The 22,826-nt window shown below is 60.6% G+C and carries 22 protein-coding genes; 17 read left to right on the plus strand and 5 right to left on the minus strand.

Features of this window, described 5'->3' with window-relative positions; translation table 11 throughout:
- Positions 1-14: 14 nt before the first annotated feature.
- The 17 genes from J4862_RS08095 to J4862_RS08175 all read left to right on the plus strand — a co-directional run bounded on the left by J4862_RS08095 (position 15) and on the right by J4862_RS08175 (position 18,773).
- Complete coding sequence (locus tag J4862_RS08095) at positions 15-647, plus strand: polysaccharide deacetylase family protein (RefSeq protein WP_211788594.1); 633 nt, start codon at positions 15-17, stop codon at positions 645-647.
- A 294-nt stretch (positions 648-941) separates the two neighbouring features.
- Complete coding sequence (gene miaB, locus J4862_RS08100) at positions 942-2,351, plus strand: tRNA (N6-isopentenyl adenosine(37)-C2)-methylthiotransferase MiaB (protein WP_211788595.1); 1,410 nt, start codon at positions 942-944, stop codon at positions 2,349-2,351.
- A gap of 19 nt (positions 2,352-2,370) precedes the next feature.
- Positions 2,371-3,351 carry a dihydroorotate dehydrogenase-like protein gene (locus tag J4862_RS08105; protein ID WP_211788596.1) on the plus strand — a complete coding sequence of 327 codons (981 nt, stop codon included), beginning with the start codon at positions 2,371-2,373 and terminating at the stop codon, positions 3,349-3,351.
- A 46-nt stretch (positions 3,352-3,397) separates the two neighbouring features.
- Positions 3,398-4,069 (plus strand): OmpA family protein, encoded by a 672-nt coding sequence (locus tag J4862_RS08110; RefSeq protein WP_211788597.1) that lies wholly within the window; start codon positions 3,398-3,400, stop codon positions 4,067-4,069.
- Positions 4,070-5,964: 1,895 nt separating this feature from the next.
- Positions 5,965-7,299 carry an AAA family ATPase gene (locus J4862_RS08115; RefSeq protein ID WP_211788598.1) on the plus strand — a complete coding sequence of 445 codons (1,335 nt, stop codon included), beginning with the start codon at positions 5,965-5,967 and terminating at the stop codon, positions 7,297-7,299.
- The gene (locus tag J4862_RS08120) at positions 7,296-7,985 is read left to right on the plus strand and encodes a retron system putative HNH endonuclease (RefSeq protein WP_211788599.1); all 690 of its coding nucleotides are present in this window, start codon (positions 7,296-7,298) and stop codon (positions 7,983-7,985) included. The genes J4862_RS08115 and J4862_RS08120 overlap by 4 nt, the downstream gene beginning before the upstream one ends.
- Positions 7,986-8,067: 82 nt before the next feature.
- Positions 8,068-8,403: a zinc ribbon domain-containing protein YjdM gene (locus tag J4862_RS08125; RefSeq protein WP_211788600.1), complete on the plus strand. Its 336-nt coding sequence runs from the start codon at positions 8,068-8,070 to the stop codon at positions 8,401-8,403.
- A gap of 325 nt (positions 8,404-8,728) precedes the next feature.
- Complete coding sequence (locus J4862_RS08130; RefSeq protein ID WP_211788601.1) at positions 8,729-10,270, plus strand: glycine--tRNA ligase; 1,542 nt, start codon at positions 8,729-8,731, stop codon at positions 10,268-10,270.
- A 41-nt stretch (positions 10,271-10,311) separates the two neighbouring features.
- Complete coding sequence (locus J4862_RS08135) at positions 10,312-10,842, plus strand: FKBP-type peptidyl-prolyl cis-trans isomerase (protein WP_211788602.1); 531 nt, start codon at positions 10,312-10,314, stop codon at positions 10,840-10,842.
- Positions 10,843-10,872: 30 nt separating this feature from the next.
- Entirely contained in the window at positions 10,873-11,634 is a 762-nt protein-coding gene (gene surE, locus J4862_RS08140; protein ID WP_211788603.1) for a 5'/3'-nucleotidase SurE, read from the plus strand.
- Between the two features lie 26 nt (positions 11,635-11,660).
- A complete protein-coding gene (gene lpxB, locus J4862_RS08145; RefSeq protein WP_211788604.1) occupies positions 11,661-12,788 on the plus strand; it encodes a lipid-A-disaccharide synthase in 1,128 nt (375 codons plus the stop codon).
- A 479-nt stretch (positions 12,789-13,267) separates the two neighbouring features.
- Positions 13,268-14,080, plus strand: coding sequence for a Cof-type HAD-IIB family hydrolase (locus J4862_RS08150; protein ID WP_211788605.1), 813 nt, complete (start codon positions 13,268-13,270; stop codon positions 14,078-14,080).
- Between the two features lie 468 nt (positions 14,081-14,548).
- Positions 14,549-14,926: a RidA family protein gene (locus J4862_RS08155; RefSeq protein WP_211788606.1), complete on the plus strand. Its 378-nt coding sequence runs from the start codon at positions 14,549-14,551 to the stop codon at positions 14,924-14,926.
- A 50-nt stretch (positions 14,927-14,976) separates the two neighbouring features.
- A complete protein-coding gene (trpS, locus tag J4862_RS08160) occupies positions 14,977-15,966 on the plus strand; it encodes a tryptophan--tRNA ligase (protein ID WP_211788607.1) in 990 nt (329 codons plus the stop codon).
- Between the two features lie 58 nt (positions 15,967-16,024).
- The gene (locus J4862_RS08165; protein ID WP_211788608.1) at positions 16,025-16,417 is read left to right on the plus strand and encodes a DUF3127 domain-containing protein; all 393 of its coding nucleotides are present in this window, start codon (positions 16,025-16,027) and stop codon (positions 16,415-16,417) included.
- A gap of 123 nt (positions 16,418-16,540) precedes the next feature.
- The gene (rlmH, locus tag J4862_RS08170; protein WP_211788609.1) at positions 16,541-17,011 is read left to right on the plus strand and encodes a 23S rRNA (pseudouridine(1915)-N(3))-methyltransferase RlmH; all 471 of its coding nucleotides are present in this window, start codon (positions 16,541-16,543) and stop codon (positions 17,009-17,011) included.
- Entirely contained in the window at positions 17,004-18,773 is a 1,770-nt protein-coding gene (locus tag J4862_RS08175; RefSeq protein WP_211788610.1) for a phosphoethanolamine transferase, read from the plus strand. Before rlmH ends, J4862_RS08175 begins: the two co-directional genes overlap by 8 nt.
- 112 nt (positions 18,774-18,885) lie before the next feature.
- Here the strand turns inward: J4862_RS08175 and J4862_RS08180 are convergent, their stop codons facing one another.
- The 5 genes from J4862_RS08180 to pfkA all read right to left on the minus strand — a co-directional run bounded on the left by J4862_RS08180 (position 18,886) and on the right by pfkA (position 22,431).
- Complete coding sequence (locus J4862_RS08180) at positions 18,886-19,182, minus strand: DUF4248 domain-containing protein (protein ID WP_211788611.1); 297 nt, start codon at positions 19,180-19,182, stop codon at positions 18,886-18,888.
- Between the two features lie 389 nt (positions 19,183-19,571).
- On the minus strand, positions 19,572-19,718 hold the full coding sequence (rpmH, locus tag J4862_RS08185; RefSeq protein ID WP_009432805.1) for a 50S ribosomal protein L34: 147 nt from the start codon (positions 19,716-19,718) through the stop codon (positions 19,572-19,574).
- A gap of 129 nt (positions 19,719-19,847) precedes the next feature.
- Positions 19,848-20,348, minus strand: a complete 501-nt coding sequence (locus J4862_RS08190; protein WP_211788612.1) for a prolyl-tRNA synthetase associated domain-containing protein — start codon at positions 20,346-20,348, stop codon at positions 19,848-19,850.
- A gap of 21 nt (positions 20,349-20,369) precedes the next feature.
- Positions 20,370-21,479 (minus strand): A/G-specific adenine glycosylase, encoded by a 1,110-nt coding sequence (mutY, locus tag J4862_RS08195; RefSeq protein WP_211788613.1) that lies wholly within the window; start codon positions 21,477-21,479, stop codon positions 20,370-20,372.
- Positions 21,451-22,431 carry a 6-phosphofructokinase gene (pfkA, locus tag J4862_RS08200; protein ID WP_211788614.1) on the minus strand — a complete coding sequence of 327 codons (981 nt, stop codon included), beginning with the start codon at positions 22,429-22,431 and terminating at the stop codon, positions 21,451-21,453. Before pfkA ends, mutY begins: the two co-directional genes overlap by 29 nt.
- Positions 22,432-22,826: the final 395 nt, after the last annotated feature.

Genomic DNA, 22,826 nt, shown 5'->3' on the forward strand with positions numbered 1-22,826 from the left:
CAGAGTACAGCACCATGCTGGAGCGTCTCCTCTGCCGCGTACCTATGTGGTACCGCATGCTCGTCCCCGGGGCTCGCTGGCGCATACCAGCGATCTCGGGGAGGAGCATTTACCTGACCTTCGACGACGGCCCTATCCCCGAGGTGACGCCTTGGGTGCTGGACGAGCTCGACCGACTGGGGGTGAAGGCTACCTTCTTCTGCGTGGCGGACAACGTGCGCAAGTGGCCCGAGCTCTTCGAGGAGATCAAGCGTCGAGGTCACCAGGTAGGCAACCACACCTACCACCATATCCAGGGACTCTACCACGGCACGCGCAGCTATATGGAGGATGTGCATGCCGCGCACGAGCTCATCCATTCGCGCTACTTCCGCCCCCCGCATGGGCACCTGCGCTTCAGGCAGAATATCGAGCTCAGCCACAGCTTCGAGATCATCATGTGGGACGTCGTCACGCGCGACTACAATGCACGGCTCACGCCCGAGGAGGTACTCTCCAACGTCAAGCGCTACGCACGCAACGGCTCGATCATCGTCTTTCACGACTCGCTGAAGGCTGAGAAGAATATGCGGGAGGCTATGCCTCGGGCCGTGCGCTGGCTCCTCGACGAGGGCTATCACTTCCTACGCATAGGCGACGCCCCCTAGGGGAGTACGCCCCCCAGACAGGGCAGCGAGTGGCTGCCCAGCTACTAAATGAGGAAGCTAAGGGATCATAGGCATAAGGTCTTTGGTACGGGTATAAAAAAAGCGGAGCTGACTTCCCAGCCAGCTCCAACCTATTAACCAAAACCTTAACTATGAAAAATTACTTTTTCAACACAAAGGTAGCAATAATATCGAACAAAGGAAAGACCGCCCCAGCACACCGCTGACACCGCAGCAAGTGCGGCCCGCGGGTGGGCGGACAGACAGCTTGAACGAACTTACTATTAATCCCTTATGAACCGACCCCTGACACCGGACTCTAAATCCGACCTGTCACTCGCTCCTAAGCGCGTCTATATCGAGACCTACGGCTGCCAGATGAACGTGGCCGACAGCGAGGTCGTGGCCTCCATCATGCAAATGGATGGATACCACCTCACAGAGGATCCCGAGCTAGCGGACGCCATATTCCTCAACACCTGCTCGGTGCGTGACAACGCCGAGCAGAAGGTGCTCAATCGCATCGCCTACTACCACTCCATACGCCGCAAGAAGCGCCGCCGCATCACCATCGGCGTCCTCGGCTGCATGGCCGAGCGCGCCAAGGAGGAGCTCATCGAGAAGCATAAGGTAGACCTCGTCGTCGGCCCAGATAGCTACCTCGACCTGCCGAACCTCATCGGAGCCGTGGAGCGCGGTGAGAAGGCCATCAACGTAAAGCTCTCCACCAACGAGACCTATAAGGATGTCATGCCGCTCAAGCTGGGCGGCGTCCATATCTCGGGCTTCGTCTCCATCATGCGTGGCTGCAATAACTTCTGCTCCTACTGCATCGTCCCCTATACCCGTGGTCGCGAGCGCAGCCGCGAGCTGGAGAGCATCATCCGTGAGGTCAAGGACCTAGAGGAGAAGGGCTATCGCGAGATCACCCTGCTGGGACAGAACGTCAACTCCTACCGCTACGTCGATGGCGACAAGGTCTACGACTTCGGCGACCTGATGGAGCAGGTGGCGCTGGCCGTACCCGGCATACGCATCCGCTTCACCTCGCCCCACCCCAAGGATATGGATGACAAGGCCATCGCCGTAATGGCGAAGTACCCCAACATCTGCAAGCACATCCACCTACCCGCCCAGTCGGGTAATGACCGCATCCTCAAGCTGATGAAGCGCAACTATACCCGCGCCTGGTATCTCGAGCGCGTGGCAGCCATACGCCGCGCTATGCCCGACTGCGCCATCACCTCAGACCTCTTCTGCGGCTTCCACGACGAGACAGAGGAGGACTTCCAGGACACGCTGAGCCTGATGCGTGAGGTGGGCTACGACAACTCCTTTATGTTTAAGTACTCCGAGCGTCCAGGCACCTACGCTGCCAAGTACCTCGTGGACAACATCAGCGAGGAGACGAAGATCCGCCGCCTACAGGAGATGATCGACCTCCAGACGCAGCTCTCGCTGGAGAGCAACCTTCGGGACGTGGGCAAGACCGTGGAGGTACTGATCGAGGGCTTCAGTAAGCGCAGCCACGAGCAGCTCTTCGGCCGCACGCAGCAGAATAAGGTCGTCGTCTTCGACAAGCAAGGCTACCGCGTAGGGCAGTACGCCCAGGTCCTCGTCGAGTCGGCTACGGCAGCGACCCTCATCGGCCGTCCCGTCCAGCCCGCCGAGGGCTACGTGCCGCCTGTCACCGATGCACCCTAACACTTGACTACACTATACTATGGTTAATCTACAGACGACCTTCGCTGGGCTGCAGCTCTCGAGTCCGCTCATCCTGAGTAGCTCGGGCCTGACACGCAGCATCGATCGTACCAAGGCCTTAGTCGAGGCTGGCGCTGGTGCGGTCATCCTCAAGAGTCTCTTCGAGGAGCAGATCCTCATGCACACGGGGCATCTGCTGGCGCACAACGAGTATCCCGAGGCCGCCGACTACATCGCCTCCTACACCCGTGTAGAGGCCGTGGACGAATACCTCGAGCTCCTGCGCCGCGCCAAGGCCGAGCTATCGGTGCCCATCATCGCCTCCATCAACTGCTCGGGGCTGGAGAGCTGGACGGACTTCGCCCAGAAGCTCAAGGAAGCTGGTGCCGATGCCCTCGAGGTGAACATCATGCGCCTGGAGACCTCGCGCTTCTACGACCCTGTAGCGGGTGAGGAGCTGTATCTGGAGATCGTTCGCCGCCTGCGTGCTGTGGGTCTACCGCTCATCATCAAGCTCTCGCGCCACCATACGGCGCTGCCCACACTGGTGGACAAGCTACGTGCGGCGGGGGCTACGGCCGTCACGCTCTTCAACCGCAGCTACCAGCTGGACATCGACCTGGAGCGTGAGCAGATCGTCGGCGGGGATGTCTTCTCCCACGCGGGGGACTTTGCCGAGACCCTACGCTTCACAGGGCTCATCCGTGGCGTCGTGCCCGGTGTCGAGCTCGCTGCCTCAACGGGCATCTACGGCTGGCAGGAGCTGACGAAGATCCTCCTGGCAGGGGCCGATGTGGCGCAGATGTGCACGGCGGTCTACAAGCACGGGCCCTCCATCATCAAGGACTCGCTGACGGGCCTCGGGCGCTGGATGATGGATCATGGCTATCAGAGCGTGGACGAATTCCGCGGTCGCCTCAGCTATGCCTCCGTCTCGGACCCGAGCCTCTTCGAGCGCCTCCAATTCATGAAGTATTATTCAGGGCGTACGCAATCCTAGCCTTCGCCCGTTATTCTACCAACTACTAATATAGATCAAGAACAAGATGAAGAAGAATGTAATGATCGCTTCGCTGCTCGCTGGGGGCCTCGTCCTCTCTAGCTGCGGCCTAAGCAATGCAGTCAAGGGCGCTGGTATTGGCGCTGGTGCTGGTGCTATCATCGGCGCTGGTGTAGGTCGTGTCCTCGGGAATACCGGCCTCGGTGCAGCCATCGGTGGCGTCGTAGGTGGCACCGCGGGTACCCTTATCGGTAACAAGATGGACAAGCAGAAGCGTGAGCTCGAGGAGAAGATGAAGACAGCTAAGGTCGAGAGCGTCAATGACGGTCAGGCCATCCGTGTGACCTTCGACAGCGGTATCCTCTTCGCCACCAACTCCGCTAGCCTCTCCACCAGCTCGCAGACTGAGCTCCGCAACCTGGCCGTTAGCCTCAAGGAGAACCCCGACACCGAGATCAAGATCGTCGGCCACACCGACAACACGGGTAGCGACAAGATCAACGACCCCCTCTCCCTCAAGCGTGCTACCAGCGTGCAGAGCTTCCTCGCTGCTCAGGGCGTATCCTCCAGCCGCATGCAGGCCATTGGCGAGGGCAGCCACAGCCCCATCGCAGACAACGGTACCGCTGCTGGCCGTCAGGCTAACCGCCGCGTAGAGGTCTACATCCTCCCCAGCAAGGCGATGATCGAGGCTGCTAAGGCAGGTACGCTGAAGTAAGCCTTCCGACTCCCTTAGCCCTTAGTCCCGCGCGGACTCAAGCAAGCTATATACCGCGCCCCCAAGCCGTCCACCGCGACGACTTGGGGGCGCTCCTTTTTCCGCTCCTAGCCCAAGGCCCGCGCGCGCAGTTCCCTGGCTTAGAGCGCAAACAGCCCAAGGCGAGCGAGCTTAGTTCCCTGTCCAGGCGAGCTTAGTTCCCTATCCGAGCGAGCCGAGTGACTTGCCTCGGCGAGCTCACATCCTACACTCCGCGAGCAAAGTGCCTGATGTCGGCGAGCAAAGTAATAATACTTCTCGGGAAAAGTAATATAAGTTCTCCCAAAATATTATATAACTTTCCGCAGAATATTATATAATAATCTGACAAAAGTTATATTACTTTCTCCGAAAAGTTATATAATAATTCGGGAGATATTATATAATAATTTGCGGGAACTTATATTACTTTTTCCGCCATATTATATTACTTCTCCCACTAAGCCTATAATCTTCCTTCGCCCACTGCCTTATGTGCGCTCGCCAAGGGCCTTAGCTTACGCCAGCAACTACCTTACGTGAGCAAACTAATCCAGTCTTGTTACCTCCATCTTCATACACTCCAAGGCTGGCTTAATACGCTCCAAGACCAACTCGAAACAGATAGCTCAGGACTTCCCTACACCCTCTAGACTACAAGCGGAAGAGGAAGCCCCAGCGAGGCGACCCATAATCAAAGCCCCGCTGGAGCTTTCCACTCCGTTTGCCCACAGACGAAGAGGAATAGAACTTATGCTTATCCTCTATCAACACAATAGCATAGGGTACATCTGCTTCTATGGAGATAGCTCAGGCCTTTACCACACCCTCTAGACTACAAGCGGAAGAGGAAGCCCCAACGGGGCGACCCAATCAAAGCCCAGGGTGCGTAGCCCTGCAAGGGCGACCAAACCCTGGGTCAAGCAAAATAATACTAATGGAGCGCTGTAAGTGCGACCCTCAAGGCGACCAGAGCACCGCGACTTGGAGCACCTATTTATCTTTAGGGTCGCCCCTGTAGGGCTTTGTCCTTTGACTTGATGCCCTACCCAGGGTTTGGTCGCCCTTGCAGGGCTACGCACCCTGGGCTTTGATTGAATCGCCCCGCTGGGGCTTTACACTCCGCTTGCGCACAGACGAAGAGAAACATAACCTATACTTATCCTCTATCAACACAATAGCATAGGGTACATCTGCTTCTATGGAGATAGCTCAGGCCTGTTCCACACCCTTTGGACTACAAGCAGAGGAGAAAGCCCCAACGGGGCGACCCAATCAAAGCCCAGGGTGCGTAGCCCTGAAAGGGCGACCAAACCCTGGGTCAAGCAAAATAATCCTAATGGAGCGCTGTAAGTGCGACCCTCAAGGCGATCGGAGCGCCGCGACTTGGAGCACCTATTTATCTTTAGGGTCGCCCCTGTAGGGCTTTGTACTTTGACTTGATGACCTACCCAGGGTTTGGTCGCCCTTGCAGGGCTACGCACCCTGGGCTTTGATTGAATCGCCCCGCTGGGGCTTTACACTCCGTTTGCCCACAGACGAAGAGAAACAGAACTTAGACTTATCCTCTACGAACACGATAGAGAGGAGGAACAGAACCTATGCTTATCCTCTATGGACACGATAGCGAGGAGGAATAGAACTTATGCTTATCCTCTATCAACACAACAGCGAGGAGGGACAGAACTTATGCTTATCCTCTATGACACTATAGCGAGGAGGAACAGAGCTTATGCTTATCCTCTATGAACACAACAGCATAGGGTGTATCTAGCTCTCTGGAGATCATTCCTCCCCTTATGGACAGCAGCGGGGCGGCGGAGCTAGCAGGCGAATAGCTATCTTTGGGGTAGATGTCACACTGATACTTAGCTCCTATGCGCTCCATACACCTCCAGCACTTCCGCTGCTACAGCGACCTCAGGCTCGAGCTCAAGCCCGGGATCAACCTCTTCGTCGGGGACAACGCCAGCGGCAAGACTTCGCTGCTCAGGGCTTGTCAGTACATGCTGAGTTCCTTCTTCGCGGGCTTCAGCGACGAGTACACCAAGTGGCTGAGCTTCGGCGACGACGACTTCCAGCAGGAGTTCCAGAGGGGCAAGCAGCTCGACGAGCAGCCCATCTCCATCAGCTTTGACCCCAGCGACCTCATCCAGCGCCTCAGCCCCGAGTACCTAGAGGAGCAAGGCCCTCTAGGCGAGCAAGTGCTGGAGAAGCGAAGCACCAAGAACCGCCGCGCCCTGACGGGTGGCTTCAAGGCCTACCGCAGCTACGCCCAATGGCTACAGAGCCACTACTACGACCGCGAGGCCGCACGGCAGCGCTACCCACTGCCCCTCTTCGCCTATTACTCGGTAGAGGATATCCACTCCAATCGCAAGCTCAGCCTGCAGCCCTTCAGCAAGACGACGAGCAAGTTCTCCCTCGGCTACCTAGAGTGCCTCGAGGGCGACGGCTTCCTGCGCTACTGGGTGCACCGGCTGCTGGTGCTAGCGGAGCGTGATCCCGAGCACAGCGAGCTCGGCTTCGTGCGCCGCCAGATGCTCAAGATCCTAGGAGTGGAGGGCTGTGGCCTCTTCTACGACATGCTGATACGCCCCATCAAGCGGGAGGTGGTCTTCGTCACGCCCGACGGGAGGGAGATCCCGACGGCCTTCCTCTCCGAGGGTTACAAGCGCATCATCTCGATGAGCCTGGATCTGGTGATGCGCAGCTACCTGCTGGACTATCCTATCTACGGCGATGAGACCTGCCGCCACATCACGGGCACGGTGATCATCGACGAGATCGACATGCACCTACACCCGAGACTACAGGCCGAGATCCTCCCGGTGCTGCATCGCTGCTTCCCCGCCCTGCAGTTCATCGTCTCGACCCATGCGCCTATGGTGATGAGTGGCGTGCAGAGCGATGGGACGAATATCGTCTACCGCCTGCGCTGCAGCAGTGAGGCCGAGTATTCGCTCGAGGAGGCTACGACCTACGGCCTCGACATCTCCACGCTCGTGGAGCGCCTCTGGGAGCTCGCGCCCCGTAGCCATGAGGTGAGTAGCCAGCTGGCCGAGCTCTTCCACGCTATAGACGCAGGCGACTACCAGAAGGCACGCGAGCTGCTGCAGCGACTGCGCCAGGCCTTCCCAGGCGGCGAGCTGAAGGAGCTTACCCGTGCCGACACCCTTCTGAGGCTCATGCAGCACCCCCCCCGACTATGATATACATCAAGAAGTCTCCACCGCCCAAGGGCTTCGCAGCCTATTGCCGCCAGCCCGACGCACGCTACAGCGAGCTCTCGCACAAGGCCAAGAAGAGCCTCAAGCAAGGCCTGCTGCGCGACCAAGGCTACCTCTGCGCCTACTGCATGGGCCGTATCGACGCCGGGGAGATGAAGGTGGAGCACATCGACAGCCAGGCCATCCACCCCGAGCTGGAGCTGGACTACGACAACCTCCTAGGCTGCTGCTACGGTGGCGAGCGCGACGAGCCCGATCCCTTCCGCGGGCGACGCTCGCTGCACTGCGACTCCTCCAAGGCTGCCCGCCGCCTCACCTGCTCGCCCCTCGACCCCGCCTGCATCGCTAGCCTCAGCTACGGATCGGAGGGCTGCAGCATACACTCCTCCAATCCCGAGTGGGACGAGGAGCTGGATCGCATCCTGAACCTCAATACGAGCAAGCTCCGTCACAACCGTCAGGAGGCGCTCTACACGCTCCTAGACGAGCTGCAGCAGCTCTTACCCCCACATTCCTCTCGCCATAGGCAGCGCAGCATCCTCACGAAGCTCCTCGAGCGCGTCACGGCACGCGATCGCTACGGCGAACTGATCCCCTACTGCGGCATACTCATCTACTGGCTCGAGCGCATGCTCCGCGAGCTGGAGGGGGAGCATACCGCGGGATAAGGACTATCTTTGCACCGAGCCCGCCGCGGCAGACAGACAGCGCGGCAGGTAACTGATCCATCACCCTAAGTAAGCAACGACGATGAACGAATATCCCCTCTGCCCCGAATGCGGCGGCCCGCACATCTACTTTGACGGCACGACCTACGTGTGCCCCGACTGTTCCAGCGAGTTCGACGTCGAGGCGCTGTCCAGCTCCACGGCTGCCCAAGTATGCAAGGATAGCAACGGCACGCCGCTCGCTGATGGCGACGCCGTGACCGTCATCAAGGACCTCAAGGTACGCGGCTCCTCCATGGTCATCAAGCAGGGTACCAAGGTCAAGAGCATCCGCCTCACCGACAGCCCCGACGAGGTCGAGGGCAAGGTCGATGGCTCCGTCATGGTCCTACGCGCCGAGTTCCTCAAGAAGGGCTAAGGCCTCCGCTGCCCTCCGCCCCTCCTCTCCCCCACACCGCTCCTCCCCCTACTTGTCCCCATCCTATCGGCGTAGGTAGCGCTGGACACGATAAGGCTGGGCGACACGTTCTATATTAGGAGCCGAGCAGCTCCACAAAAAAGAGCAGCTCTACCCTGCCCTATCCTCTAGCTGCACCCCAATGCTGGTCTCCTCGAGCATTGGGGTGCAGGTCATATCTACTGCCCCGACGCACACGCTACCAGAGGCGCGGAGTGGCGCAGTGGTAGAGATTGCGTATTTTTGCAGTCTACAATAATATATATCAGTATACAGAGCATCATCGATGGCACAGCAAGAAGACCTCTTCAAGAAGGTAATCGCCCACTGTAAGGAATACGGCTTCGTCTTCCCCTCCTCTGAGATCTATGACGGCCTCGGCGCTGTCTATGACTACGGTCAGCTGGGGAGCGAACTCAAGAATAACATCAAGCGCTACTGGTGGGAGGCTATGACCCTCCTGGCGCCCAACGTCGTGGGGATCGACTCCGCGATCTTCATGCACCCCAAGATCTGGAAGGCCTCTGGTCACGTCGACGCCTTCAATGATCCCCTCATCGACAACAAGGACTCGAAGAAGCGCTACCGCGCTGATGTCCTCATCGAGGACCACCTAGCGAAGATCGAGGAGAAGATCAATAAGGAGGTAGCCAAGGCGGCCAAGAAGTTCGGCGACAGCTTCGACGAAGCACAGTTCCGCTCTACCAATGGCCGCGTGCTCGAGTACCAGTCCAAGTGGGACGAGATCCACACGCGCTTCGCTGAGGCGATGAACGCTACCGACCTCGAGGGTCTTCGCCAGATCATCATTGATACGGAGATCGTCTGTCCCATCAGTGGTACGCGCAACTGGACGGAGGTACGTCAGTTCAACCTTATGTTCGCCACCGAGATGGGCTCCACGGCTGAGGGCGCGATGAAGGTCTACCTGCGTCCCGAGACGGCACAGGGGATCTTCGTGAACTTCCTTAACGTGCAGAAGACCGGCCGCATGAAGGTGCCCTTCGGTATCGCCCAGATCGGGAAGGCCTTCCGCAATGAGATCGTCGCCCGCCAGTTCATCTTCCGCATGCGCGAGTTTGAGCAGATGGAGATGCAGTTCTTCGTTCGCCCAGGCGAGGAGCTCAAGTGGTTCGAGTACTGGAAGGAGCTGCGCCTGCGCTGGCACAAGGCTCTCGGCCTCGGCGACCAGAAGTACCGCTACCACGACCACGAGAAGCTGGCGCACTACGCCAATGCTGCCACCGACATCGAGTTCGAGATGCCCTTCGGCTTCAAGGAGGTGGAGGGTATCCACAGCCGTACGGACTTCGACCTGAAGCGCCACGAGGAGTTCAGCGGCAAGAAGATGCAGTACTTCGACCCCGAGCTGGGCGAGAGCTACACGCCCTATGTCATCGAGACCTCCATCGGGGTGGACCGTATGTTCCTCAGCCTGATGTGCGGCAGCTACGAGGAGGAGGCACTGGAGGGCGGAGAGAAGCGCAGCGTGCTGCGTCTCCCAGCAGCCCTAGCCCCCGTCAAGCTCGCCATCCTGCCCCTGGTGCGTAAGGACGGCCTCGACACGAAGGCACAGGAGATCTACGACGAGCTGAAGTTTGACTTCAACTGCCAGCTCGACGAGAAGGACTCCATCGGCAAGCGCTACCGCCGCCAGGATGCCATCGGTACGCCCTTCTGCGTGACGGTAGACCACCAGACGATGGAGGACGGCACCGTGACGCTCCGTCACCGCGACACGATGCAGCAGGAGCGCATCGCCATCAGTGAGCTCAGCCGCGTGCTCTACGAGGCTACCTCGCTGAAGAGCCTACTGCGCCGCATCTAAGGCCCCCACTACCCATTCCTCACCCTCTAGTCCCGACACCTATGAAGGCTCAGATCCTTGCCCTGCTCGCCCTAGTGGCCAGCTGTGGCCTCGCTAGCTGTAGCGACACCATCGACACGGCACAGGAGCGCCGCGCCACCAACGAGCGTAACTTCCTCTCCTTTGCCGACAGTGCAGGCTACGAGAAGGTACACCTGCCTGGCAACTATGCCGACAGCTATGTCTACATCAAGTGGCAGAAGCGCGGCACGGGCACCGTGACCCCGGCGCAGAATGACGCCGTCAAGGTACGCTACCGCGGCTACCTGACCAGCGACTGGACGTCGAACTCCCGTAGCGCCCAGCCCGTCGATCAGGGCAACTGGGATCAGCCCGTCATCAACGACTACAGCCGCGTCAACAGCTATATAGATGGCTTCAAGTACGCCCTGCAGAGCCTCAAGGTCGGGGACGAGGTCTCCGTCGTCATCCCCTGGTATCTGGGCTATGGCTCGGCGATCACGCGCTACATCCCCTCCTACTCGAGCCTCTTCTTCCATATCAAGCTCGAGGAGATCAGCACGCCTCTGTAAGGGAGGCGCCCATCAGAGTATATCCCATCTATGCATCTATTGCTTTCCAATGACGATGGCTTCCGCGCCGCAGGCATACAGGAGCTGGCCCAGTCCCTCCTCCACCTCGGCGATGTGACCATCGTCGCCCCTGACGGCCCGCGATCGGGCTTCTCAGGTGCGATCACTACGACCCAGCCCCTGCGCCTCAAGCATCGTAAGACCGAGGGACGCCTACGCATCTACAGCTGCGAGGGTACGCCCGTGGACTGCGTCAAGCTAGCGCTGAACACGCTCTTTGCCGACACACGCCCCGACCTCATCATCTCGGGGATCAATCACGGCAGCAATGAGGGCATCTGCGTAGGCTACTCGGGGACGATCGGTGCTGCCCGTGAGGGCTGCATCTACGGCATTCCCTCGCTGGCCGTATCGCTGGATGACACGGCGTGGTCGCCTGACTTCGCCGATAGCATCGTCTACACGCAGCAGGTCGTCCAGCTCATGCAGCGTATCCAGCTGCCTCCGCACACCATGCTCTCGCTCAATGTACCCAAGACCAAGCCCCAGGGGCTGAAGGTCTGCGCGCAGAGCGTGGGGAAGTTCGTTGAGGAGTTCGTCCCCAGCCAGGATGGTAGGGGCAAGGATATCTACTGGATGACAGGCCACCAGCGCCCCGCCTCTAGCGAGGACCGAGGGGACTGGTACTGGCTGCGTGAGGGCTGGGCGACGCTCACCCCGCTGCAGCTCGACACGACCAACCACGGCTGGATCGACCACCTCGACCAGCTGGCGCAGCAGGCTGCTGGCTAGCTCCGTGACCTAGACGAAGCCCCAGCATGCGCTACTTCCTAGTCGCAGGCGAAGCCTCTGGAGACCTACATGCCTCAGCGCTCATCCGAGCTCTGAAGGCCGAGGATCCAGAGGCTTCGTTTGCCTTTATGGGTGGGGATAAGATGGCTGCGGCCGCAGGCATTCCTCCCGTCGTCCACTACCGAGAAGTAGCCTTCATGGGCGTGGTGAGCGTCCTGAAGAACTACCGCACCATACGCCGACGCGCCGAGCGCGTGCAGGAGGCCCTGCGTGCCTTCGCCCCCGATGTGGTCATCCCGGTGGACTTCGCCGACTTCAACATCCGCTACATCCTCCCGCTGGCCCAGGAGCTAGCTATTCCCAGCGTCTACTACATCCTGCCCAAGCTCTGGGCCTGGCGTGCTGGGCGTATCAAGCAGCTCCGCCGCTACCTCAGCCACGCCCTCTCGATCCTGCCCTTCGAGGTGGACTACTTCCGCCAGCAGGGCCTCTCGGTGAGCTACGTGGGCAATCCTTGCGTCGATGCCCAGCTGAGCTATGAGGCCGAGCACCCCGAGCCTATAGCGCGCGAGGCTGACCTCCTGGCACTCCTCCCCGGCAGCCGTAAGGCCGAGCTACGGGAGAACCTCCCCCTGATGCTCCAGGCCGCTGAGGCGCACCTCGAGGCCGGTGGACGCGTGGCCCTAGCCGCCGCGCCCGGGATGACGGAGGCGGACTACGCCCCTTACCTCAGTGCTTATCCCCAGGTGGAACTCGTCTGGGGGGATAGCTACGGACTGATGCGCCGTGCCGCACGCGCAGCTGTCACCTCGGGGACGGCCACGCTAGAGACGGCGCTCGCGGGCTGCCCGCTCGTGGTATGCTACGGCATGGGCGGACGCAGGGCGCTGCGCTGGATCTTCGAGCACTGCTTCCGCGTGCGCTACGTCTCGCTGGTCAACCTCATCCTCGACCGCCTAGCCGTGCCTGAGCTCCTAGGGGATAAGCTCAGCGCAGCCACGCTCCGCCACCAGCTGGAGCTCCTCGAGGAGGGGCAGCCCGCCCGTCGGGCACAGCTGGAGGCCTTCGCCGAGCTCAGCGCACGGCTCGGCCGCAGCTACTCGGCCCCACGTGCCGCCCGTGCGCTCCTCGAGCAGCTCCAGCAGCAGCGCTAGCCCCTCGCCTCAGCCGTGTACATCCCTGGGATAAGCTGGGGATAGCCCGAGGATAAGCGAGGGATAAATCTAGGGGCACTCGTGGACGACTTCGAGCCCCCCTCCCCCTGCCTTCGCCCCCCTGTAGATAAGCCCCCGAGCTATACACCAGCTGTACACTTAGGGCCTTCGCCTAAAAGGAGGCCCAAGCCTCCCCAAGGCGTGGATGAAGCTCCAGACTAAGCCATCGGGCAGCTCTAGCTAAGGGCCTTAGCCCTGTGGGCAGTCTGTGGGCAAGCTCCCTCAAGCCTAGGGATAAGCCTGAGGAGGGGCGGAGCGAACTGGAAAAGCGCTTGGAGGCTTACCCACCTGTCCACGGCGTATAATATACATAGTAGATAAAGAGAAATAAGATCTAATTACTCTAAGACTATAAAAATAATAAGGACGGGGATAAGCCCCCGCCCTCGTCGCAGAGTGAGCCCACAGCCGATACAATTATGAGAATACTAGCACTAGACATCGACGGTACCCTCATCACCAGCCAGCACGTGCTGACCGAGCCCGTACGTAGCGCCCTCATCCGCGCCCAGCGCGACTATGATATACGCATTGCCCTAGCTTCGGGCCGCCCTACAGCCGCGCTGGGGCATCTAGCGGCGGAGCTGGAGCTGAAGACCTACGGCGGCTACCTGCTGCCCTTCAACGGCGGCAAGCTCATCGCAGCCGCCACGGGCGAGGTGCTCAGCGAGACCGTGCTGGATGCTGACCTTATCCCCCAGCTCTATGATCTCACGCAGCGCTACGATCTCAACATCCTCTCCTACACCGAGGATACCATCCTCAGCGAGCGCTCCGACGACCCCTACGCGGTCAAGGAGATCGACATCACGGGCATGGCGCTGGAGGTCGTGCCCGACTTCCGTGCCCTCTCGGCGCTGAAGCTGCCCAAGTGTCTGGCCGTCGGGCCCAAGGATAAGCTCATCCCCCTCGAGGCCGAGGCGAAGGCACTGCTCGGTGAGCGTATCGACGCCTTCCGCTCCAGCGATTTCTTCCTCGAGCTTGTGCCTAAGGGCATTGACAAGGGCGCCACGCTTGGGCGCCTGCTGGAGCTGCTGGGGCTCACGCCCGAGGCGCTCATCGCCATGGGGGATAACTACAATGACCTCGGCATGCTACGCCTAGCGGGGACGAGTGTCGCCATGGGCAATGCCCCCGAGGACATCAAGGCCGTGGCGAGCTACGTCACATGCACCAATAACGAGGACGGCGTCGCCTACGCCCTCGAGGAGCTCGTCTTCGCCCGCTCCTAGCCTTCCCCTCCTCTACTGCTAAGCCTCGCCTCCCCAGCTCTTCGGCAGGCTCCACCCCTCTAAGGACAGCGCTCCCCCGACTAGCAGCTTCGCTAGCAGGGGGAGCGCTGTCTTTTTGCCTTTAGCGCGCTGTTCTTTCTCCTTCAGTCTGCTATCTCTTTTCCTTTATATAGATGGGGACAAAGCCCCACGAAGGGCGCGCGGCGTGCTACCGCTAGGGCTGCCCTTCCGTGACTGATACCCATCAGAGGTCTGAGGGCTACCAGTCAGGCCGCCGAGGGATAGCCTTCAGCGGGCTGATGGATATCAGTCAGCACCCCTAGGTATAGGGCGCAGTGCCGTGACTGGCGGCAGGAGCAAGCCCAGTTGGCTGCTGCCTGCCCTCGCTCCTAGAGGCTGGGAGCTCGGGCGCCCAGCAGTCGGGCTGAATTGCGTATCTTTGTACACCTATAGTAACAAGATACAGCAATGAAGAAGATCATCGCCACGGACAAGGCGCCTGCCGCCATCGGTCCCTACAGCCAGGCTGTACTCCTCGACGATACGCTCTATGCCTCCGGGCAGCTCGGCATCGACCCCAGCACGGGTGACTTCCCCGAGGGGATCACGGCACAGACGGAGCAGAGCTTCCGTAACATCCATGCCATCCTCGCTGAGGCAGGCATGACGATTGATGATGTGGTCAAGACGACTTGTTTCCTGGCCGATATGGGCGACTTCGCAGCAATGAATGCTGTCTACGAGCGCCAGTTCACGGGCAGCTTCCCCGCCCGCTCCGCAGTCGCTGTCAAGACGCTGCCCAAGAACGGGCTCGTTGAGATCGAGATCATTGCACGCAAGGGCTAAGGGAGCCCTCTGCCCGTCCTTCGTCGTATTCATTTAATCAAGGGAATCCAATGGAAACAGTCGTTAGTGGTATCCGCCCGACAGGCAACCTACATCTAGGTAATTACTTCGGTGCTGTACGCGCCTTCGTCGAGATGCAGCAGCAGTACAATTGCTACTTCTTCATCGCAGACTGGCACTCGCTGACGACCCACCCCCATCCCGATGACATCATACGCTCGACCAATACGATCCTAGCCGAGTACCTCGCCTGCGGCATCGATCCCGAGCAGGCGACCATCTACGTGCAGAGCGATGTGCGTGAGGTGCTGGAGCTCTACCTCTACCTCAATATGAACGCCTACCTCGGGGAGCTGGAGCGTACGACCTCCTTCAAGGACAAGGCCCGCCAGCAGCCCGACAACGTCAATGCGGGGCTCTTGACCTACCCCTCCCTCATGGCGGCCGACATCCTCATGCACAAGGCAGTCAAGGTGCCCGTAGGCAAGGATCAGGAGCAGAACATGGAGATGGCGCGCAAGTTCGCCCGCCGCTTCAACACCATCTACGGCGTGGACTTCTTCACCGAGCCGCAGTCCTTCAGCCTCGGGGCTAAGGCGCTCAAGGTCCCTGGCCTCGATGGCTCGGGCAAGATGGGTAAGAGTGAGGGCAACGCTATCTACCTCATCGACGACGAGAAGACCATATCCAAGAAGGTCATGCGCGCCGTCACCGACAGCGGCCCCACCGAGCCCAACAGCGAGAAGCCCGAGGCGATACAGAACCTCTTCACCCTGATGGAGATCGTCTCCACGCCCGAGGTCTACCAGCACTACGACGCGCTCTACAAGGACTGCGCCATCCGCTACGGGGATATGAAGAAGCAGCTGGCCGCCGATATCAATGCCTTCTGCGCCCCCATCCGCGAGCGTATCCTCGACATCAGTGGGGATAAGGAGCTGCTGGCACGTGTGGCCCGTCTCGGCGCGGAGAAGGCCCGCGAATCGGCTGCACGCACCATCGACGAGGTGCGCCACATCATAGGCTTCCGCCCCCGCTAGAGCAAGCGGATCCCTCCCCTCCCACCTAAGTAATCACACTCATCACATAATACTCCTCATGGAATTAGTAGGAAGAATCGTCCAAATCCTCCCCCTTCGTACGGGGACGTCTAAGGCAGGCAACCCCTGGAAGGTACAGGAATACATCCTCGAGACCCTCGGCACGCAGTACCCCCGCAAGGTATGCTTCGAGCTCTTCGGGGACAACGTAGACAAGTTCCCCATGCAGATCGGGCAGGACGTCACGGTATCGATCGACATCGAGAGCCGCGAGTTCAACGGGCGCTGGTACACCAGCATCCGCGCCTGGAATGTCGTGCAGGGCGTCGCCGCCCCTGGCGTAGTAGCTCCCGCTGCTGCTAGCTATGCCGCGCCCCAGCCTCCCGCTCAGCCCGCGGCACCTGCACAGCCTGCAGCGCCTGTCTCGGCAGCCGACGACCTACCCTTCTAGCCCCTCCGCCCTTGAGCGAACCTAGCTAGATCAAAGTAAGCGAGCGTATGCTGTGCCCCGTCCGTGGGCTACAGCATACGCTCTTCCTTTATTCTCAGACCCTTCATCCACCCGCCTCCCCCTATGCAGCTCATCCTCCTAGTCGTAGGCAAGACCGATAGCAAGCACATCGAGGAGCTGATGCAGCACTACGCGGCACGGCTCAAGCATTACCTCCCCTTCGAGCTCAAGGTGATCCCCGACCTCAAGCGAGGTCGCCTCGGCGAGGCGCAGCAGTGCGTGGAGGAGGGGCGCGAGCTGCTCAGGCAGGTGCAGCCAGGCGATCGCCTTTGGCTCTTCGACGAGCGCGGTGACCAGCTCACCAGCCGCACCTTCACCCAGCGCATCGAGCAGGTGATGATCTCGGGCGAGCGCCGCCTGATCCTCGCCATCGGCGGGCCCTACGGCTTCTCCGAGGAGGTCTATGCCCGCGCTCAGGGACTCGTAGGGCTGAGCAAGATGACCTTCTCGCATCAGATGGTGCGCCTCTTCGCCCTGGAGCAGCTCTATAGGGCACAGACCATCCTACGCGGCGAGCCTTACCACCATGACTAGACAGATCGCACGGCTCTACAGCCGCCTCAAGGCCTTCATCAGCGCAGGCGACCAGCGCATCTACTACTGGATCCTCGTGCTGGCGCTGCTGGTGCCCAACCTCGTCCTCTCCATCGTCATGCAGCAGTCCAGCGTGGGGCGCATCCTCAACGTGCTGGTCATGCTGCCCATCTACATGCTGCTGCTAGCGCTAGCCAAGCGCCCTGGGCGCATCTATTGGGGCCTGGTGGTGCTGATCCTCCTGCACGTCTTCCAGCTCGTGCTCCTGACGATCTTCAGCGGCTCGGTGGTAGCGGTGGATATGATCCTCAACCTCTTCACCTCCGAGCCCGATGAGGCGGGCGAACTCCTCTCCAACATCCTCCTACCCATCTCGGGCATCCTCGGGGGCTATGTCCTGACGCTGCTGCTGGCTACCGCCTCGGCACGCAATCCGCGGCCGCTCCCGCCCAGCTTCCGCCGCCGTGTGAGCCTCTGGGGACTGGGGCTACTACTGCTGGCGCTGCCCATCTGGGTGGGGGCGAAGCGTCGCGCGCCTTACCTCCACCTGCGCGCTGAGGTCTATCCGATGAGCGTCTTCTACAACATGTACCTAGCGACGAAGAAGCTCAGCGAAGTCATCCACTACGGCTACAGCTCGGAGGACTTCAGCTACGGAGCCACGAGCAAGCACCCTAAGGACGAGCGTGAGGTCTACGTCCTTGTCCTCGGAGAGACCAATCGCGCCTACAGCTGGAGCCTCTACGGCTACGGTCGCCCCACGACACCACGCCTGGACAGCCTCGCTGGGAGCGGGCAGCTGAGCGTCTATCGCGACGTCTTGACCCAGTCCAACACCACCTACAAGAGTATCCCCATCATCCTCTCCCCTGCTGATGCCGAGGCTGCCGACCAGCTGCCGCGCATACAGGGCATACTGACGGCCTTCCGTGAGGCAGGCTTCTACACCGCCTACGTGACGAATCAGCCCGGCAATCACAGCTATGTGGACTTCTTCGCCATGCAGGGGGATGAATACCATTCGCTGCGTAAGGATAGGAAGCTACAGCAGCGCAAGGGGCAGCGTCCCGGGCGGCTCTACGATAGAGACATGCTCCCCTATCTGGATCGCCTACTCTCCAGTGAGCACCCCAAGCTCTTCATCGTCCTGCACACCTACGGGGCGCACTTCAGCTACAGAGACCGCTATCCCGCAGAGGAGGCTGCCTTCCCCGTCGGCAAGCGCTATTCGGGCAGTGAGGGTGATAGCCTAAGCCTACGGGCTGCCTACGACAATGCCGTGCGCCAGACCGACCACTTCGTCGCCGAGGTCATCGCACGCCTCGGGCAGCAGGACCGCCTGGCTGCGATGCTCTATGTCTCCGACCACGGGGAGGATGTGTACGACGACAGTCGCGAGCGCTTCCTGCACTCCTCGCCCGACATCTCCTACTACCAGCTGCACGTACCGCTCGTGCTGTGGACCTCGCCCAGCTATAGGGAGCACTACCCGCTGGTATGGCGCGCCGCGCTGTCCAATCAGCATCAGCCTGCCTCGACCAACGCCGTCTTCCACACCCTACTGGATGTCGCGGGCGTCACGACACGCTACCGCCAGGAGACTAAGTCGCTGGTGAACCGTGCCTTCAAGGCGGGGCAGCGCTACTACCTTAACGACCGCTACGAGTGCGTGCCCATAGAGCAGCTGGAGCTGGCGGACGAGGATCTGGAGCTCATACGGCGTATGGGCCTGCACTTCGCCCCCAGTGTGCCCTGCCCTTAGCCCCCGTCCTTAGCCTCCTCAATAAAGAAGCGGGACAGCGCTGCGTCGTATGACGCGGCACTGTCCCGCTGGTCTTTTCTTTGGGCTGACTTAGCCGTGGAGGCTTAGTGTGCTAGTAGGGGGAGTTCGCCCGCTGGATCTCGTAGAACTCGCGGGGTGTCCCGAGCTGCTGCAGTACGACCTCGATCTGGTAGGGCGAGATCTTGCGGCGCGTCAGGCTGAAGCCTCGGCACTGGAGCTGCCGCTTGAAGAGGGCGTCGTGCGTGATGAGCTGTCTGAGCGCACGGCTAGCACTGGAGGGCTGGTAGTGGGGGAAGTAGAGGGAGGCGAGCTCGCGGAAGCTGTACACGCGGAACTCTAGCTCGCAGTCACGCGCGAGCTTCCTCTGGAGGAGCTTACTGGTACTCATAGATGTAGTGAGTAATAAAGGTGAATAAATGAAGTACATAGGGCGAAGGTTCCTCAGCCCCGTCTGGCATCGTGTTTCTCAGTATATATAGGCCAGGCTGGGGCTTGTCTCCGTCGCTTGACGGCAAAGGTACGAAAGATCTCCCCTACTCCCTCTCGGGCCTTTGCCCTCCCTGATCTGCTCGCCGTCTCACCCTTGTTTGAGCGCTGCACTACCCTATTTCGAGCGTCATCTAGCGCTCCTCTCAGCTCACCTTCCCTTTACGCTCCCTGTTCTTTGAGCTCCTTCGTAGCGCTGCCCGAGGGGTACAAAAAGAGCGGGAGGTGAGCCACTGACTCACCTCCCGCTTGATATCTAGGTGCATGCCCTAGGGCATGCTGCCGAGTCGACTAGTACTCGTCCGAAACGCTGAGCTTAGCGCGACCCTTAGCGCGACGTGCTGCGAGCACACGGCGGCCGTTAGCCGTAGCCATACGTGCACGGAAGCCGTGCTTGTTCTTTCTCTTGCGGTTCGAGGGCTGGAACGTTCTTTTCATCTCTGTGTCTAAATATATTTAGTTCTTACTGTTCTATGCTGCACAATTTGAGTGACAAAGATAGTCAATTTTCTTGAAGCAGCCTCCGCGCGCAGCTCGGGATGCCTCGAGGCGGTGCTCCGATCTAGGCTACCACAGCTGGGCGGCATCGACAAAGTGTATGCCCTTGCCCTCGGCGCGCAGCAGCTCGACGAGGCTGCGGACGGGGAGACAGAGCGTCGCCGTATTGTCGCAGGGATGTATCCCGATGAGGGCACCCTCGGCTGCGTACTCGTTGTCGAGATAGAGCTCCACCTGGTGCGTCGCGTCGTGGAGTAGCCCCAGAGGCGAGACGGAGCCCGCCTTGAGGCCAAGGATGCGCTCCAGCTCCTCCTCGCTGGCGAAGGTCAGGGTACGCGTGCCGTAGAGTCGTTTGAACTTGTTGAGCTTTACTCGTTTGTCCCCGCGCAGGGTGATGAGGTAGAAGCGCTCGTGCCTATCGTCGCGTACGAAGATGTTCTTGGCCATGGCCTCGGGATGTGGGAGGCCTAGCTCGGAGAGCGTCGTCATGCTGTGCGCCGCGGCGTGCTCAGTCAGCTGGTAGTCTATGTGACGCTCCTGGAGGTAGTCGTAGATGGCTTGCTTGTCCATGAGATATACTAGGGGGAAGGCTTAGTCCTCAGCCTCCTCGAGGAGGCGCGTAAGGAGTACGGGCATGGCGTAGCGCTCTTGCTCGGCCTCGGGGATCAGGAGCCAGGGCTGCTCGTCCTCTTCGGTGGGAGGCATGAGCCCCTCGGCCTCGATGAGGTAGAGCTCGGCATAGAGCTGCTGGTGCGAGAGGCGGTGCTTAGCTCTGGCACGAGGCTGGGGATGAAGGCGCGGCGCACGTAGCTGCCCGAGGAGCGCAGAGAGACGCGGGTGCGCCAAGAGCGTCTCCGTGCTCAGGGGCTCTTCGCCGCCCTCGATGAGCGGCAGCTCGTAGAGCCCCTGCCAGATGTCGCCCGCACCGCGACGCCGTAGGAGGCGGCTGGTCGCCCCAGCCTCCCCGAGGCGCACGAGGAAGTAGTACATATAGCGGGGACGGACGCGCGTCTTGCCCTGCTTGATGGGCAGCGTCTCGGCTATCCCTCGGCGGTAGCCCTCGCACTGCTCCTGGACGGGGCACTCGGGGCAATGGGGATTGCGTGGCGTGCAGCAGAGGGCGCCGAGCTCGATGAGGGCCTGGTTGTGCCGACTGGGATGCTCGCGATCCAGCAGTTCCTCGGCTAGCTGCCAGTAGACGCGCTGCCCTGCGCCCGTATCTATGGGATCGGTGAGGGCGAAGAGACGGCTGAGGACGCGGTACACATTGCCATCCACCGTCGGGAAGGGCAGGTTGTAGGCAAAGGAGAGTATTGCCCCACGCGTGTAGGGCCCGACCCCGGGCAGACGGCTGAGCTCCTCGAGCGTGCGTGGCAGCTCGCCTCCGAAGTCCGAGACGATGATCTGGGCGGCGCGCCTGAGGTTGCGTCCGCGGGAGTAATAGCCCAGTCCCTGCCACAGCAGCAGCACCTCGTCCTCGCTGGCGGCCGCCAGGTCGTAGACCGTGGGGAAGGCCTCGGTGAAGCGATGGTAGTAGCTCATCCCCTGGTCCACGCGCGTCTGCTGGAGGATGACCTCCGAGAGGAGCACGTGGTAGGCCGACACGTCGCGGCGCCAGGGTAGGTCGCGGGCCTCGCGGTCGTACCAGGCACCTAGGCGCTGCCTCAGCGTCCTATATAGAGAGGATGCGGAGGTCTTCAACGAGGTCTTCGTCTATGGGCTTGTTCTTCTTCACCGCCTTGGAGAAGGGTACGTAGACGAGGGCGTCGTTGACGATGCCTATCATCACGTTGCGCTGGCCCTCCATCAGAGCCTCGATGGCAGCGACGCCCATGCGGCTGGCGATGATGCGGTCCTGAGCGCTGGGCGAGCCCCCGCGCTGGATGTGCCCGAGGATGACGACGCGCACGTCGAACTGTGGGTACTCCTTCTCCACACGCTCGGCGACCTTCATCGCCCCGCCGGTGCTCTCGCTCTCGCTGACGAGGACGATGCTGCTGTTCTTGGTCTTGCGGAAGCCATTCTCTATGGTCTCCGCCAGCTGGTCCTTCTCGAAGGCGTATTCGGGGATGATGGCGGCCTCGGAGCCCGTGGCGATGGCGCCGTTGAGGGCAAGGAAGCCCGCCTCGCGTCCCATGACCTCGACGAAGAAGAGGCGCTCGTGGGAGCTAGCTGTGTCGCGTATCTTGTCCACAGCAGTGACGATGGTATTGAGCGCCGTATCGTAGCCTATGGTGAGGTCGGTGCCGTAGAGATCGTTGTCGATGGTGGCAGGCAGCCCGACAATGGGCACGTCCCACTCCTCGGCCAGCTCGCGAGCGCCTGAGAGCGAGCCGTCGCCGCCGATGACTACGAGGGCGTCGATGCCGTGTGCCTTCATCGTCTGGTAGGCCTGGGCACGCCCCTCTGCGTTGCGGAACTCCTGGCAGCGGGCGGTCTTGAGGATCGTCCCTCCGCGCTGGATGATGTTGCTCACGTGCTGCGTCTCGAAGTCCTCGATCTCCTGCGTGATGAGGCCCTTGAAGCCTCGGTAAATTGCCTTGACGCGTATGCCGTGGTAGATGGCGGTGCGCGTGACAGAGCGGATGGCGGCGTTCATCCCGGGGGCATCACCTCCCGAGGTCAGTACGCCGATACATTTGATAGCGGCCATATTGCTTGCTTGGTATGAGTAGTCTAGTTGGTTCGCACGTGCCTAGGCGTGCTGTGCCTTGTCTGTGCGGAGAGCTTGGATGAAGGGCTGTCCTATCGCTTTAGGACAAGTCTCGGAGCAGGCCTAGCGGGCTCGGGGCAGTGTCTCTGTAGGGGGGCAGCGGCGTGAGGGGCTAGGCGGGCTCGTATTTCTTATATAACTTTTCGGAGAATATTATATTACTTTCTGACGAATATTCTATTACTTTTCGCTGAAAGTTATATTACTTTCTCCCCATTCTTATATTACTTTGCTCCCTCCCCCTTAGCTGTCAGCTCGCTGCTCCTTATATAGGGGCTTCGTCCGAGGCGTCTCGAGGTGCTGCTGCGGCTTGCTCGGGGCAGCGTGCCCAGTGG

This window comes from Porphyromonas sp. oral taxon 275, from assembly GCF_018127745.1.
Lineage (GTDB): Bacteria > Bacteroidota > Bacteroidia > Bacteroidales > Porphyromonadaceae > Porphyromonas.